The sequence below is a fragment of the Synoicihabitans lomoniglobus genome, from assembly GCF_029023725.1.
Lineage (GTDB): Bacteria > Verrucomicrobiota > Verrucomicrobiia > Opitutales > Opitutaceae > Actomonas > Actomonas lomonigloba.
Genome location: NZ_CP119075.1, coordinates 1,629,188 through 1,644,541, shown reverse-complemented (window position 1 = coordinate 1,644,541; position 15,354 = coordinate 1,629,188). Strand labels below are relative to the sequence as shown.

15 protein-coding genes are annotated in these 15,354 nt (G+C 58.9%); all 15 read right to left on the bottom strand.

All coding sequences use genetic code 11. The features are described 5' to 3' along the window. Nucleotides 1-27: 27 nt before the first annotated feature. A complete protein-coding gene (locus PXH66_RS06405) occupies nt 28-717 on the bottom strand; it encodes a c-type cytochrome (RefSeq protein WP_330929074.1) in 690 nt (229 codons plus the stop codon). Nucleotide 718: 1 nt separating this feature from the next. Further along, nucleotides 719-1,426 carry a cbb3-type cytochrome c oxidase subunit II gene (locus PXH66_RS06400; RefSeq protein ID WP_330929075.1) on the bottom strand — a complete coding sequence of 236 codons (708 nt, stop codon included), beginning with the start codon at nt 1,424-1,426 and terminating at the stop codon, nt 719-721. Next, a complete protein-coding gene (locus PXH66_RS06395) occupies nt 1,423-2,907 on the bottom strand; it encodes a cbb3-type cytochrome c oxidase subunit I (RefSeq protein WP_330929076.1) in 1,485 nt (494 codons plus the stop codon). The genes PXH66_RS06400 and PXH66_RS06395 overlap by 4 nt, the downstream gene beginning before the upstream one ends. Nucleotides 2,908-2,932: 25 nt before the next feature. Continuing rightward, on the bottom strand, nt 2,933-3,118 hold the full coding sequence (locus tag PXH66_RS06390) for a hypothetical protein (RefSeq protein WP_330929077.1): 186 nt from the start codon (nt 3,116-3,118) through the stop codon (nt 2,933-2,935). Between the two features lie 5 nt (nt 3,119-3,123). Continuing rightward, on the bottom strand, nt 3,124-3,444 hold the full coding sequence (locus PXH66_RS06385) for a hypothetical protein (RefSeq protein WP_330929078.1): 321 nt from the start codon (nt 3,442-3,444) through the stop codon (nt 3,124-3,126). Then, entirely contained in the window at nt 3,437-4,726 is a 1,290-nt protein-coding gene (locus PXH66_RS06380; RefSeq protein WP_330929079.1) for a hypothetical protein, read from the bottom strand. Before PXH66_RS06380 ends, PXH66_RS06385 begins: the two co-directional genes overlap by 8 nt. Before the next feature lie 2 nt (nt 4,727-4,728). Next, the gene (locus PXH66_RS06375; RefSeq protein WP_330929080.1) at nt 4,729-5,343 is read right to left on the bottom strand and encodes a c-type cytochrome; all 615 of its coding nucleotides are present in this window, start codon (nt 5,341-5,343) and stop codon (nt 4,729-4,731) included. Between the two features lie 4 nt (nt 5,344-5,347). Next, complete coding sequence (locus PXH66_RS06370) at nt 5,348-5,881, bottom strand: DUF3341 domain-containing protein (RefSeq protein WP_330929081.1); 534 nt, start codon at nt 5,879-5,881, stop codon at nt 5,348-5,350. Between the two features lie 27 nt (nt 5,882-5,908). Continuing rightward, complete coding sequence (gene nrfD, locus PXH66_RS06365; RefSeq protein WP_330929082.1) at nt 5,909-7,336, bottom strand: NrfD/PsrC family molybdoenzyme membrane anchor subunit; 1,428 nt, start codon at nt 7,334-7,336, stop codon at nt 5,909-5,911. Next, nucleotides 7,336-10,791, bottom strand: a complete 3,456-nt coding sequence (locus tag PXH66_RS06360; protein ID WP_330929083.1) for a TAT-variant-translocated molybdopterin oxidoreductase — start codon at nt 10,789-10,791, stop codon at nt 7,336-7,338. Before PXH66_RS06360 ends, nrfD begins: the two co-directional genes overlap by 1 nt. Beyond that, the gene (locus PXH66_RS06355; RefSeq protein WP_330929084.1) at nt 10,788-11,444 is read right to left on the bottom strand and encodes a cytochrome c3 family protein; all 657 of its coding nucleotides are present in this window, start codon (nt 11,442-11,444) and stop codon (nt 10,788-10,790) included. The genes PXH66_RS06360 and PXH66_RS06355 overlap by 4 nt, the downstream gene beginning before the upstream one ends. A 30-nt stretch (nt 11,445-11,474) precedes the next feature. Continuing rightward, on the bottom strand, nt 11,475-11,660 hold the full coding sequence (locus tag PXH66_RS06350) for a hypothetical protein (RefSeq protein WP_330929085.1): 186 nt from the start codon (nt 11,658-11,660) through the stop codon (nt 11,475-11,477). Between the two features lie 168 nt (nt 11,661-11,828). Next, the gene (gene clpX, locus PXH66_RS06345) at nt 11,829-13,115 is read right to left on the bottom strand and encodes an ATP-dependent Clp protease ATP-binding subunit ClpX (protein WP_330929086.1); all 1,287 of its coding nucleotides are present in this window, start codon (nt 13,113-13,115) and stop codon (nt 11,829-11,831) included. 104 nt (nt 13,116-13,219) lie between these two features. Beyond that, complete coding sequence (locus PXH66_RS06340) at nt 13,220-13,786, bottom strand: ATP-dependent Clp protease proteolytic subunit (protein ID WP_345784034.1); 567 nt, start codon at nt 13,784-13,786, stop codon at nt 13,220-13,222. 99 nt (nt 13,787-13,885) lie between these two features. Further along, nucleotides 13,886-15,211 carry a trigger factor gene (gene tig / locus PXH66_RS06335; protein ID WP_330929088.1) on the bottom strand — a complete coding sequence of 442 codons (1,326 nt, stop codon included), beginning with the start codon at nt 15,209-15,211 and terminating at the stop codon, nt 13,886-13,888. Between the last annotated feature and the right edge of the window lie 143 nt (nt 15,212-15,354).

Below are 15,354 nucleotides of genomic sequence, written 5' to 3'. Positions count from 1 at the left end.
ATTCTCAGGCGATGAACTCGATGGGGACTACGGCAAGGCCAGCAGTTCCTCGGCGCTGAACTGCGTTGTGCGCGAGCTGCCTTCGCGAAGCTCAGTCACGCGTTCCACCGTAACCGGAGCGGCTCCACCGCCGAACTCGGCACGGATGTAGGTCAGCACGTAGGAGATCCGATCGTCGCCCCAGTTGTAGGCGCTGCCTTTACCGAAGGCCGGCATGTTGCCGTTGTAGGTCGTGCCGGCGACCTCAACCGGACCAGCGAGACCGTGGACCAGAATGTTGATGAGTCGCTCTTCACTACCGGAAACCCAGTCGGATCCGGCCAAAGGAGGGTAGACGCCCGGGACACCGGAACCGGTGACTTGGTGACAGGTGGCGCACACTTGGGTGTAGACCTTTTTACCCGCGACCATCGGATCGACCTCTTTCACCACATTGGCGGCGCCACCGTGAAGTTTCGGGTCGAAGCGTTCGTCGTAAATCATGGCGGCTTCCCCAATGCCTTCCGTCAGACCGCCGCGATAGTGGATGAAGTAAATCGAAACGATAAAGATCATCGACGATACGAAACCCAACAGGAACAACGGCATCGGGGTGTAGCCTTCGCTTGGCTCGCGCTTTTCACGCAGCAAAACGGAGTGCACTTCCTGGATTTGTTCATCCGAGGCGGCGCCCTGTTCAATGGTCGGATCTGACTTTTTAATTTCCTCGTCGCTCATCTTAGTGCCCCTCCCCTTCGCTTTCGGTCTTGGCCTCGGCTTCACCTGCGTCGTCCTCGGGGAAGACGTTAAAGGTTTCCGGGTAGGCGTAGGTGTCCTTGCGATTGATCAAATAAGCGACCAATGACTTGGCGCGCTCGGTCGGCACCAGTTCGTAGCCTTCGGCCGGCAACGAGTGTGGCGGCAGCGGCGTGCCGTCCACATAGGAAGTCGGCAAAGTGATGGCATCCGGGCTGGCTTCGCCGATGATCTTGCGTTGCTCGAAGAGAAAACGGAAGGGAGGCATGTTCGATCCCCGTGAGGTGATCTGCGGATCGTAGAGATGCAGCATATGCCACGTCGGATCGGCCTGACGGGCGCCGATGTTACGGAGATCCGGCCCCGTGCGCATGGTGCCGAGCATCACGCGTTTTTCACGGATGTAATCGCGCGCTACGCTTTGACGCTCGCCCCAGCCACGTTCGATATCGGAGCCGTAGCCCGGACGACGCACTTGCTGAGTGTGGCAATAAACGCAGCCGAGGTCTTGGTAGACGAGCTGGCCACGGGCCGCGAGACCGGGCGTGGCGACGGGAAACACCGCTTCTTCGGTCTCATCGTAATAAGGCGTAAGGTTGCCGTAGGCGACTTGGTTGGTGAGAATGATGCCGGTCCAGGAGAACGCCAGCGCGACAAACACACCGAGAAAAATGAGAGGAGCGCGATTCATCGGGTCATCTCCATGGAAGCAGGGTTGCGGAACAGCGTCGGGGCGGTGGCTCCCTTGCGGCTCGGAGTAATCAACATCCAGGTAAAGTTAACCGCGAAGGCAATGTGGCCCACCGTGATGAGAATACCAGCATAGCTGCGGCTGAGCAGATACTTCTTGGTCAGCTCCACGATGTCCAAGAACACCGGATACTTTTCGACATTGTTCAGGGCAAAACCCTGTTCGATGCCACCCCAGGAGAGACCCGCGACGTAAATAATAATACCAATCGCCGTGGCCCAAAAGTGGATGCTGATCATCCGTGCCGACGGCCATTCCTTATGCATGAGGCGAGGCATGATGTAGTAGATGCTGCCGAACATCACCATCGTGAAAAAGGAATACATGCCCCAGTGCGCGTGCGCCACGGTGTAGTGGGTGAAGTGCGTCACTTCCGCCCAGCTGCGGATCGCCATGGACGATCCCTGCAGGGAGGTGAGCGTGTAGGAAACCGCGCCAAAAACAATGAAGCGAAGCGTCGGGCTATACTTCAGCGCGCCGAAGCTGCCAACCATGGTCATGTGGTGATTGATCGCCACTACCACCACGGGCACGACCATCATGAACGAGGCCGCGATACCCGCCGTTTGCACCCAAGCCGGGACCGGGCCGCCGATGAGGTGATGCACGCCCGCCCAGTTGTAGAAGAACGCCAGTGACCAGAATCCGAGCACCGACAAGTAATAACTGTGAATCGGCTTTCCCAAGACCTTGGGTAGAAAATAGTAAACCGCCGCCAAGCCGATGGGGGTGAACCACAGCCCCAGCACGTTGTGAGCGAACCACCAGTTGACCAACGCCTGCACCGTGCCACGCGCCGGATCGAAAATCATCATGATCTGCGCCACCGAGTAGAGCCACGGGAACCAGAACAGTGCCGCGAGGATATACCATTGCGACACGTAGATATGCTTGGACTTGCCAAAACGAAACGTAATCACCGCCCAAGCCCCAATCAGCGCATAGGCGACGAAGAGCAGCGGCGTGGCGTAGGACGGAAATTCCAGCCACTCGATCGAGGTCGAATCACCCCGCAGAATACCAATCACCCCGAGGGATACGCCGATGTTCCAGAACGCACCGGCCACGAACAACAGCGTGGGGTGGCGCAACACCGAGCGCGACAGACGGGCCATGAGCCAAAAAGCCACAGCGAACGCGGCATTCACACTCCAACCGTAGATGACGGTGTTCAAATGGGCCGCGCGGGCCCGACCGAACGTGAGCCATTCGTAGTCACCCAAAAACTCGGGCGAATGCATCTTGAACGATGCGATGAGTGCGAACGCGGTTCCCACCAACAGCCAGAGCACGCTGGAGATCAGGAAGAACAGCGCGGGGGCTTTGGTGGAGGCGTCAATCTCACTCAATTCCGCCCGAGTGGCGGAGTCCGTCGAGGTCGACGGCTTGAGGGATTGAACAAGGCTAGGAGCGGAGGCCATCAGTCAGGTTGAAGCAGAAAGAAAATCAGCGTTTGGGCGGGAAGAAGTCGGTTTGTTTACCCACCGGCTCCTCTTCGTCAAAAATGGAAGCGGCCCCTTTTTCGAACTCCTTGAGCTGGCCATTTTTGGCCGCCCAATGAAGCGCGTAGGCCGCCGAGGCAAGAAACAGGAGCGCGAAAGGAAGCGCTACAGCGTAGAAAAACCAATCCATACGGGTCAGCGGTCGGCGTTGATCTCGGCCAAGGTCAGCTCAATGGCCCGTTCGACCGGGAGGCGCACCACCCCGGCATCTTGATTGATCCAGCCGTAGCTGTTGGCCGACGAGGCGGCGTTGCCCCGCAGCTCCGCGAGTTTGGCTTTGCGGCCCTCGCTGGTCAGACGCCACTGGGCATCCTCCGGCATGTTCACCGCTTGGGAAAGCGGCGTCACCGGCGTGCGAGCGACCTGCATGATGATCAGGAAGATCGCAAACACACCGACGATGGCGGCTACGAGCGGCCAGGTCGCCGCGGAAGGAGTCGATTGAGTATCACTCATGGTAGGTCAGAGATTCACCAATACGGGGATCACGAATCGGGATGAGTTTGGCGGTCGGAAAGCTCTTGAAGTAAGCCCAGGCACAGATGCCACCGATGCCGATGAGCGCGGTGAATGTCCACAGCTGGTGAACGGCGAGAAATGGCAGCGGATCGCCGACCCCAAGACCGAAGCCGTGGCCGGTTTCGACCATTTCGGTCGTCACCTTCTTGGACGGCCAGACGTTGTAGATCATGTCCACGAACACGATCAGCAGAATCCAGGTAGCCATGAACTTCATCCACTTCTTGGAGATCTTCGCCGGGTAGCTGATGAGCCCCAGGAATGGGAAGAAGAAATGACCGAAGAGGAGCAGCATGCCGATCCACTTCCATTGGTTGGCCTCACCGGTGGAATTGTTAATTTCACGCAGGTTATACCAGAAGGTTTCTTCCGGCACGTTGGCGTTCCAAATCAGGAAGTATTGGGAGAACGTGACGTAGGCCCAGAACACCGTGAAGGCGAAGGACAGCATGCCGATGGAATACCAATGGTTGGTATTGAGCACGCCCTTGTAGTCACCTCGGGTCCACAGCCAGCACATGATCAGGATGCCGATCGCGAGCGCAGCGCGGACACAGTTGGCGAAAAACCACACCCCATACATGGTGGAGAACCAGTGGTAATCGAGGGCCTTGACCCAGAAGATCACACAGAACGTCAGCGCAAAAGCCGTGAACGGGATACCAGCAGCCGACCATTTACGGCTCGAGGTGGTCCACTTGATGTCACCGTCACCATCCTGCGTGAACGAGTTGCGACGAAAACGACTGGAAAGGAAAATCCATCCCAGGAACGAACCGATCGTGATGAAGAGGAACATCTTCGGGTTCAACAGCACCGATTTCTTCACCCACAGAACGTCTTCGCCCACCGTGCCGTGTCCACCGATGTCCGCCAGATTGTAAGAAGGATCGAAATACTTCCACAAAATGCTCGGGTCGATGAATGAAGCGACGATCAGAGGGACGAACAAGAGGGCCAGCCACTTGAAGGCGGAGATGCCGTGCTCGAATTGACGACGGATCACCGTCGACCAGTTCGCGTCGAAGATATGGTGAATCATGATCAGCATGAGCATGCCGATCGCGATTCCGGTCCAGAACGTCATCGCGGTGAGCCACGAGAAGGCGACCTTGGGTCCGCCGGATACGGCGATGCCGACCGCCGTCAGCGCGATGCCGACGATACCGATGATAAGGGCTTTTCCTGCGGGAGTGCCGTTGGTGTTGGAGGCAGACATCTTTAGTTCAACTCCGCTTGATGAGAGGCCGGCACGTCGGAGAGACGGCCATCCTGGGAACGTTGCAAGGCGCGAACATAAGCGATGACGGCCCAGCGATCTTCCGAGACCAGCTTGTCGCCGTAACCGAACATGGTGTTCTTGCCATGAGTAATGGTGTTAAAGATTTCGCCCTCAGCCTGGCTGCGATACAGATCGCTGTGCAGATTGGCGGGAGTGCCCCATCCGTATTGGGTGACGATACCACGACCATCGGCCATGTTGCCGTGACACGGAGCGCAGTAGATTTCGTAACGCTCGCGACCGCGGTCGATGAACTGACGATCAATCGTCAATGCGACGGGAAAACCACGGGCGAACTCGCCGGAAGCATCACGACCGAGATCAAGGTGCGTGTCGGCCTTGAGATCACCACGAGCCACCACGCCGGCGGGCAACGGACGATCCGTGCGGCCATCGGCGAAGAACTCCGAACGGTCCTGCGGCAGATATTTCGACTGCCGGTCCATATCGGGGAATACCTCGAGGGGCGGTTTAGTCGAAATTGAGCCGCGGAACCCAAGGGCTCCCACGGTCAATACGACCAGAAAAAAGACGGATAAGTAGACGTATCGCATCGGGTCAGGCCTCGACTTCGGCAATGTCTTTACCCCCGGCCGATTCCAGCAACGCCTTGGTGGCGGCCAGATCGAACTTGGGGTCGCGGGCTTCGATCACGATGAGGAACTTATCATCGAGGCCGCGGTGGATGTGATCGGTCTTGAGCACCGGATGATAGTGCATCGGCAGACCGTTGAGAAGAAACATGCCTCCGATCGTGGCGAAGGCGGTGAACAGAATCGTCAATTCGTAGGAGACCGGGAATGCGAACATCGGGCTGAAGAGCGGCTTGCCGCCGACGATCAGTTTGTAGTCCACCGCACCGGTGAAGAAGATCATCGACATACCGGTGGTGAAACCGATGAGACCGCCAATGAGAGAGAAACGAGGAACCTTGGAGCGTTTGACGCCCATCGCACCATCGAGACCGTGCACAGGGCACGGGGTGATGCAGTCCCAGAATTTGAAGCCGGCGTCGCGCACTTTCTGCGCCGCGTGGTAGATGTCCGACGCGGTGTCGAAAGTGGCGATCACGCCATGTGAAGGAGCAGCCATGATTGGTATAAAAAGGTTGCGCGTGAATTAGTGATCGCCGTGACCCGCGTGCGGATCGCCTTGCGGAGTGACCGACTTGATTTCCGCCATCGGCATGATGGGGAGGAAGCGGATGAACAGGAGGAACAAGACGCTGAACACGCCGAACGTGCCGAAGAAGGTGAAGATTTCCACGATCGACGGGCTGTAGTAACCCCAGCTGGAAGGCAGGAAGTCGCGCGCCAGCGACGTGACGATAATCACGAAACGCTCGAACCACATGCCGACGTTGACGAAGATCGAAAGCACCCAGACGAACCACGTATTATCGCGGATCTTCTTAAACCAGAAGAACTGCGGTGTGATCACGTTACATGAGATCATGATCCAGTAGGCCCACGCATAATGACCGAAGGCGCGATTGATGAAGGCGAAGCCCTCGTAGGGGTTGGAGCCATACCAAGCGATGAAGAACTCCATGCCGTAGGCGTATCCCACGATGGTGCCCGTCGCCAATGTGATCTTACACATGCAGTCGATGTGATACTGCGTGATGAGATCCTCGAGTTTGAAGATCGAGCGCAGTGGCAGCATCAGCGTCATCACCATGCCGAAGCCGGAGAAAATAGCGCCGGCCACGAAGTAGGGCGGGAAGATGGTGGTGTGCCAGCCGGGCAGCAATGAAACCGCGAAGTCGAACGAAACGATCGTGTGCACCGACAACACCAGCGGCGTCGAGATACCAGCCAACACGAGGTAAGCCATTTCGTAGTTGGACCAGTGGCGATTCGCGCCGCGCCAGCCCATGGCGAAGAAACCATAGAGGAACGAACGGAACTTGTTGCCGGCCTTGTAAAAACGATCACGCAGAATCGCCAGGTCGGGAATCAGACCCACATACCAGAAGAGCACCGAAACCGTGCCGTAGGTCGACACCGCGAACACGTCCCACTCCAGCGGCGAACGGAAGTTCTGCCAGATGTAATTCGAATTGGGAATCGGGAACAGATACCAGGCAAACCAGACGCGACCGACGTGGAACACGGGGAAGATACCGGCGCAAACCACCGCGAAAATCGTCATGGCCTCGGCGGCTCGATTGATCGAAGTGCGCCACTTTTGGCGCAACAAACAGAGAATGGCCGAAATCAACGTGCCCGCGTGACCAATACCGATCCAGAACACGAAGTTGACGATGTCCCACGCCCAGTTGACGGGATTGGCATGGCCCCACACACCGACGCCCGTGGCGACGAGGTAGACGATGCCAGCCACCGTCCAGGTGGCGACGAAACAGGCGAGCACGAAGCAAACCCACCACCAGCCGGGGGTCTTGCCCTCGATGATGCCGCAGATCTTATCAGTGATCCACGAGAAGCTGCGACCGTGCTCCACCAAGGTGGCACGCGGCAGCTCCGCGGGTTGAACTTCATTGAGAATAGCCGGCTTGGCGGCGGCGGAATCGGCGTGCGACATTAGCTAAGTCCTCCCGTCGACAGGGCGTTCTTCATGATCGAAGTGTGTCCATCAGGCTCGTCGTGAGCGTGACCGTGGTCGTCTGCGGCGGGATGGGCCTCACCGTGGCTGCCGCCACCGTGGTCATCGCCGTGAGCAGGATGATTCTTGGTGTTGTATTCAATGCGGCTGAGCGGCAGCGACGCGTAGTCCGGCATGTCCGGATTCGGGTTGCGCAGCTTGCCCAGATAAGTGGTGCGAGGACGGATATTGAGGTAGCCGAGGAGCGCGTAGTCTTGCTCGCGGGCCTTGGCTTGGGAAACCGCGCTCTCGGGATCCTTGATGTTGCCGAACTCGATGGCGTCGACCGCGCAGACTTGCTGACAGGCCGTCTTGATCGTGCCGTCGGGGACGACGACATTGTCGGTATCGCGGGCCTTCACCTTTTGGGCGATCTTGGCCTGCTGGATGCGTTGCACGCAGTAGGTGCACTTTTCCATCACACCCCGCATGCGCACGGTGACATCCGGATTCTTCGCCATCTGCACGAGCTCGGGCATGCCCTTGTCGCCGGCCGGGCCCATGTAGAGCTGGTCGAGCGACCGGTCATTCCAGTCGAAGAAGTTGAAGCGACGGACCTTGTAAGGACAGTTGTTGGCGCAGTAACGCGTGCCGATGCAGCGGTTGTAGGCCATGACGTTCAGGCCTTCGTCGTCGTGCACCGTGGCGTTGACCGGGCAAACCGTTTCGCAAGGCGCGAGTTCGCACTGCATACAGGCGACCGGCATGAGCGAGGCTTGGGGATCCTCGGGGATCACCTTGTTTTTCGGGCCACCAAAGGCACCGGCGGAAATGTTTCCGTCCGAGTAATAACGATCGAGGCGGATCCAGTGCATCTCGCGACCGCGCATGACCTGTTCCTTGCCGACGATCGGAATGTTGTTCTCGGCCTGACAGGCGATCACGCAAGCGTTGCAACCAATGCAGGTATTCAGGTCGATCGACATGCCCCATTGATGCGTGCCTTCGAAATTCGGAGTCTCGTAAAGCGAGTTGCCACGTGGCGTTTCGACGGAAACCGCGGCGAGCGGCATATTCTTGTCCTTGCCGAGATTGGCCGGGGCGTGGGATTCGATGCCGAAGCTGTCGACGAAGTTGGGATCGGTATCGAACTCCTCCTTGTTGGCTTCACGCACGAGATCACGGCCTTCCATCGACCAGTGCTCTTGCTGGTTCGCCATCTTGTAGCGCTCGTCGAGCACCTTGATGGTGGCACCGGTCACGAAGTCCGGATGTGCCGACGTGCGAGCGGGGTAGAAATCATGTCCCGCGCCCTGCCCCACGCGACCGCTGACTTGGCGACCGTAACCGAGTGGCAGCACAATGGTCCAGTTGGAGAGACCCGGTTGAATGTGCATCGGACCGCGCACAGTCGTGCCATTCACGGTCACTTCGCCCACGAAGGCATTTTCTTTACCTTGCGGGTATTCAGCGAGCTCCTTGCGGGCGACCTGCAGCGCGGCGCCGCCCGGCTCAATGCCGAGTTCGGCTCCGAGACGTGGGCTGACGAGGATCGCGTTGTCCCAAGAGATCTTGGTGATCGGATCCGGGCACTCTTGCAGCCAGCCGTTGTTGGCGTAGCGACCGTCGTCCATCTTGTGGTCGAAGGTGAAACGCACTTCGAGGTTGTCCTTGGACAACGCCGGATAGGACGGCGCGTCAGCAAAGAGCACTCCGGCACCAGCCTGATCATAACGGACGGTCGCAGTGGCGTAGGCCGAATCGGCGATGATGCCGTCGTGCAGGAACTTGCGGAAAACGTCCTGCGCACTACCGAGGGTTTCGGAGCGCTTGATGTTTGGGTTGGCCGGGCGGCCGTGGAACAGGAGGCGGCCTTCGACATATTGCACCACCGTATCGAAAACGATCGAGTAAGGATCAGTGGTGTCGGCGCCGGCGAGACGCGCCACGACTTCAAGTTCGGTCAGACCGTCGAACAACGGCATGATCATCGGCTGCACCGGCACGATGGTGCCATCGGCCGTGCGGGCATCGCCCCACGATTCCAAATAATGGGTGGCACCGATGTGCGTATCGGCCAGGGCCGAGGTTTCGTCGACGTAGTAGCCGTAACGAATGACATCGTCCACGGCATCGGCCAGCGCCGTAAAATCGAGATCAGCCGGCGCGTTGTAAGCCGGGTTACCCCCGAGCACGACGAGCGTGGAAACCTTGCCGGCCTTGGCGGCAGCGGCGAGATCGGCCAGCGAAGCGGCGTCATTTTGCGGCACTTCGACGAAGTCGATCGTTTTGCCAATGTTACCGAGGAACGCGTTGATGGCGTAGGCCAGCGCGTGGACTTGCGCAGGTTGGTGCGCCCCGGCGACGACCAGACACTCCCCCTTGTGGTGAGCGAGATCGGTGGCGCAGGCTTCGATCCACTTGTCCTGATCCTTGAAGTTCAAGCCCTGCGCGAGACGCGCCACGGAATCCTGACCGGACAACTTCGCCAGCAATGCGGCGGTGAACGCCAACATGTGGCTGCTCGCGAGACGCAGACGGTGATCCGCCATCGAACCGGTGAGCGAGAATGTGCTCTCCACCGCGTAGAGGCGGTTCATCGGATCGTTGGCCTTGAGGACCTTGCGACCCTTGGCGAAATCGCGGGAATAGCCCAACGCGCCGGATTCAGCGTGGAAAAAGTCGGCGTCGATCGAGACGATACGCTTGGCTTTGGCGAAGCGATACAGCGGCTTGACGTTTTGACCGAAAGCGGCGCGAGCGGCGGCCGCCGGCGGCAAATCAGAAACGGCGTCGTATTCCGCCCACATCGCGTTGGGCAATTTGCCCTTCAACGCTTCCACCAAGCGAGCGCGGCTCGGGGAGGAAGAAGATTCGGCGAGAACGGCAAGTCCCGCTCCACCATTGGCAGCGGCGGCGGCGTGCACGGCGGAAAGTTTGTCGCGCATCGCGACCACGGTCGAAGCCGCTCCACCGGTCGTGTGCGTGGTGGCGCGATCCGGATCGTAGAGATCGAGCACAGAGGCTTGCGCCAACAGCGAGGATGCCCCGCCGTAAGGCGTGTAGCTCGGGTTACCTTCCAGTTTGGTCGGACGCCCCTGGTGGGTTTCCGCGAGCAATGGCAACGCCGCACCGCGGAGTGGGAACGACGTGGCATAATACTGCGGCACGCCCGGAATGATGCCTTCGACGGATTTACCGTAGGGCAGAATGTTGGCCTCGGGACGACGGCAGCCGGTTGCGAGTCCCATGCCACCGAGGGCAAAGGACGCGGCCATCAACTTGAAGAAGTGGCGACGATCGACGCCGTTCAGGTTCGACGCGCCTTCGGGAAATTCCTTGGCGAGTTTATTCTGAAAACCGGGTGTCTCCACGAGTTCATCGAGGCTGCGCCAGTAGCGCGGACCACTCAGCTCACGGGCGGAGGGTTCGGGATGTTCAACTTTGCGTTTCATCGGTGGCAGCCGGAGCAGCTTTGCGGAGGATTGATGTTCCAGTCGTGGATAAACTTTTCGCCGTCAGCGGTTTGGCCTTCCACGCCGCCGGGGTGTTTCCAATCGAGCTGGGTAACGAGTTTTGGGTCGCGCAGATGTGGAGCGGGGTCGCGGTGACAATCCAAGCAGAAGCCCATCGAGAGCGGCTTGGCGTGGGTCACCACTTCCATCTCATTGATCTGGCCGTGACATTCGACGCAGGAAACGCCGCGGTTCACGTGGACGGAGTGATCGAAGTAAACGTAATCGGGCGCCTGGTGCACCCGCACCCACTCGACCGGATCACCGGATTCGTAGCTGGCGCGGACGGGCGCGAGCAGCGGGCTGGTGTTCTTGACCTGCGAGTGGCAGTTCATGCAGGTCTGCGCCGTCGGCACGGCCGCGTGGCCGGCCTTCTCCACCGTGGAGTGGCAATAGCGACAGTCGATGCCCAGCTCGCCATTGTGTTTGGCGTGGCTGAACGGCACGGGCTGCACCGGAGCGTAGCCCACCCGAGTATACTTGGGTGTCGCGTAATAGGTCGTGGCAGCGGTCACGATACCACCGAAAATCACCAGAAAGATGATGATCTGCAGCGGCAGGCGATTCGCCGATTTAGGAAAGAGATTCGACATGGGCCGGAATGCTTCGAGGGCGCGTCTCGGTTAGAGCGAATCCGTGTCCCGTGCGATGGCACGGGCCTCGGGCTTGAGTTCGAACTTGGTCCGCCCCGAGGGGTGGACGACCGCCTTGGTGGCGGACTTCGCGAATAGTTTAGGCGCAACGACGGAAGCGGTAAAAATCGCTCCGAGGCGGCCGAAGAAGGTCTTGCGCGTATGTGTCTGGCTCACGGGTTGTTGAGTGGTCACGGTCAGCCGGTCAAAGAACCGGTCGGGTATTCCAAAGTAAAACAAAAATTCCCCTCGAAGTTGACGAAAGGGAACTATTAGCGGGATCAGCTCTCACTTTGGTTTTCGCTAATCCCAAATTTGGGTTGGTTTTGGTCAAAAGATCGAAAATTAAGCCGCGTTCTTGGATTCACGTTTCGGGGCGCGACGCAATGAGGGCCGGCGCTTCCCCGCCACCACCGCGGCATCGATGACAACTTCCGCCACGTCGTCGCGCTCGGGCAGCTCATACATCACTTCAAGCATGAGTTTCTCCATAATCGAGCGCAGCGCCCGGGCTCCGGTCTTCAGATCGATTGCTTTTTGCGCGACCGCTTTGATGGCGTCGGGGGTGAAGCGCAGCCGCGCGCCGTCCATGGCGAAGAGTTTGGAGTATTGCTTGACCGTCGCGTTCTTCGTGCGGAGTAGGATTTTTTCCAAGTCCGCGACCTGCAACTGATTGAGCACCGATACCACGGGCAGGCGGCCGATGAACTCCGGGATCATGCCAAAACGGACCAAATCCTCGGGAGCGATCTGTTGCATCATCGAGACGGGATCGATTTCGACTTCCTGATCGCGCTTGAAACCGAGCGACCTATTGCCGAGCCGCTTTTTGATGATGTCGTCGAGCCCGATGAAGGCACCGCCGCAGATGAACAGAATGTTGGCGGTGTTGATCTGGATGTATTCCTGATTCGGGTGCTTGCGCCCACCTTGCGGCGGCACATTGCACACCGTGCCTTCGAGGATTTTCAACAGGGCCTGCTGCACGCCTTCGCCGGAGACGTCGCGCGTAATGGAAACATTCTCCGTGGTGCGCCGAATCTTGTCGATTTCGTCGACATAAATGATGCCGCACTCGGCCTTTTTTACGTCGTAATTGGCCGCCTGCAGCAAACGCAGGACCACATTCTCAACGTCTTCGCCCACGTAACCGGCCTCCGTCAACGTGGTGGCGTCGGAGATGGCGAACGGCACATCCAAAATTCGCGCCAAAGAACGCGCGAGCAGCGTCTTGCCCGAGCCGGTGGGACCGGTAAGGAGAATGTTACTCTTCTCGACCTCCACGCCATCGAACTCCGGCGTCAGGGCGTTGGAATCGCGCTCAAATCCCTGCCCGGAATCGAACGCCAACCGCTTGTAGTGATTGTAGACGGCGACCGACAGCACCTTCTTCGCGTGCTCCTGCCCGATGACATGATCATCCAGCGTCGCTTTGATCTGCGCCGGACGCAGCAAATTAAACGCCGGTTTGGCTTCGATCGGGCTCTGCTTGGTCTCCCGGTCGATGATCGTTTTGCAGACATTGACGCAGGAGTCGCAGATGTAGACGCCCGGCCCCGCGATGATTTTTTTCACCTCGGTCTGGGATTTCCCACAGAAGGAACAAAGCGTCATCCGCGATGATTTGGCCATGGCGCGAGATTTACGAGGCCGCTCAACCGTGTCGAGGGTCTAAAACAAAGCCGACTCCGGCAAAGCGGAGTCGGCTCGAAAAACAGAGGACGTTACGACTTGGCTCAGGCCGCCGAGGGCACGGCCAGCGAGGCGGCTTCACGCGTCGATTCGACCACGTGGTCGACGATACCGTAATCCTTGGCTTCCTGAGCGCTGAGGTAGTAGTCGCGATCGGAGTCCTTGGCGACTTGCTCGACGGAAAGACCGGTGTGCTTGGCAATGGTCTCGTTGAGCGTTTGGCGCCAACGCAGGATTTCCTTGGCGGCGATGGTGATGTCGGCGGTTTGACCACCCGCCCCACCCGACGGCTGGTGAATCATCACCCGGCTGTTCGGCAGCGCGAAACGTTTCCCCTTGGTGCCGGCGGCCAGTAGCACGGTCGCCATGGAAGCGGCCATGCCGATGCAGTAGGTCACCACATCGCATTGCAGGAAGTTGATCGTGTCGTAGATCGCCATGCCGCCGGTGACGACGCCACCCGGGGAGTTGATGTAGAGGTGGATATCCTTCTTGGGATCCTCCATTTGCAGGAACAACAACTGCGCGATGACGCTGTTGGCCACCCCATCGTCGATCGGCGTGCCGATGAAAATGATCCGGTCCTTCAGGAGCCGACTGTAGATATCCATCGACCGCTCGCCGCGGCCGGTGTTTTCGATGACGTAAGGGACGTAGTAAGAGCTCACAGGCGGAAATAAAGTTGAGGGAGAAACGCCGCCGCCGAGAGGTTACTCAGCTGCGGGCTTGCCTTCGGTCACAGTGGCTTTGGACACCACCAGATCAAGGGTCTTATCGAAGAGAATCGACTGCTGCAGGGAACGCAAACGATCACGGTTTTTTGTGAGCTCCTTGACGAACTTGTCCGGAGCCTGACCGCTCTGCATGGCCTGCTGGTAAATGACCTGGTTCATGTCGTTTTCCTCGACCTTGACCTTCTCCTTCTCGGCAATTTTAGCGAGCAACAGCTGGCTTTGCACGCGCGTCTCGGCCGCCTTGCGAGCGTTGGCGTAGAGCGCCTCCTTGTCGGATTCGAGCTGCTCGGGCTTTACGCCTTGGCGCATTTGTTGGTCGATGAATTGGCGCAGCACGCCCTGCGTTTCCTGCTCCACGAGGGATTCGGGTGCGGCGATCGTGACTTTGCTCAACATGGCTTCCGTCACCTGGCGACGCTGTTCGGAGCGATTGCGTCCCTCCTTTTGCATCTTGATGTTGTTACGGATGTTGGTGCGCAGGCCGGCTTCGTCGTCAGCCTGATGGGCTTTGCAGAATTCTTCATCGATCGCCGGCAAAATGCGCTCGCGCACTTCCTGCACCTCGACGGCGTAAACCGCTTGCTTGCCAGCCAGCGCCTCTACGGCGGCGAATTCGGCCGGGAACGTGATCGTAATGTCTTTCTTGTCACCAGCGGACAAACCACCGAGTTGCGCACCGAGACCGGGAATCAGGCCTTCGTTCTCGCCTTCGACCTCTTCCCAAGTCTGAGGAACTTTGCCGTAAATTTGCTTCTCCGGCGCGATTTCGAGAATCGGGGTGCCGTCGATCGTGCCTTCGTAAGCGAGTTTCACGTAGTCACTTTTTTGGGCCGGACGTTCGGCGACATTAAAGTCGGCCCGCTCGGAACGCATGTGTTCGAGCGTCTTTTCGACCTCATCGTCGGTCGCATCGGTGGCTTCGACCGTGGTGGCGATGCCCTCGTAATCGGGCAATTCGAAGGTGGGTTGCACGTCGAGCGTGATGGTGATCTCGGCCGCTTGGTCCGGCGCGATTTCGCCCTCCTCGACATTGATGACATTAAGCACCTCCAGCTTGGAATCGCTCATGGCGTCTTGGTAAGCCTTGGTGACGACCTTTTTGCGGAACTCCTCGTTAATGTCCTTGGCGTAGCGCTTGGTCACCATCGCGACCGGAGCTTTGCCGGGGCGGAAGCCGGGCAGGCGCGCCATTTTGGTAAATTCAGCCACGACCGCTTGGTATTCAGCGGTAACTTCGGCCGCCTCAAAGGAGGCGACGAGGCTCTTGCGGGTTTCGGAGACGTCTTGAGTTTGGATGTTCACAACCGGATTTGCGGAGAGAGATTTATGCAGAGAATTGGACAAACTACGGTTCGGCGTTCCGCTCGGTCAATGCCGGATTGTGCGATCAGCGCGCTGTGCGCTTGCCCCGTTGCGTCCCGGTTCGTTTCGTCGCGGTTCGCCTC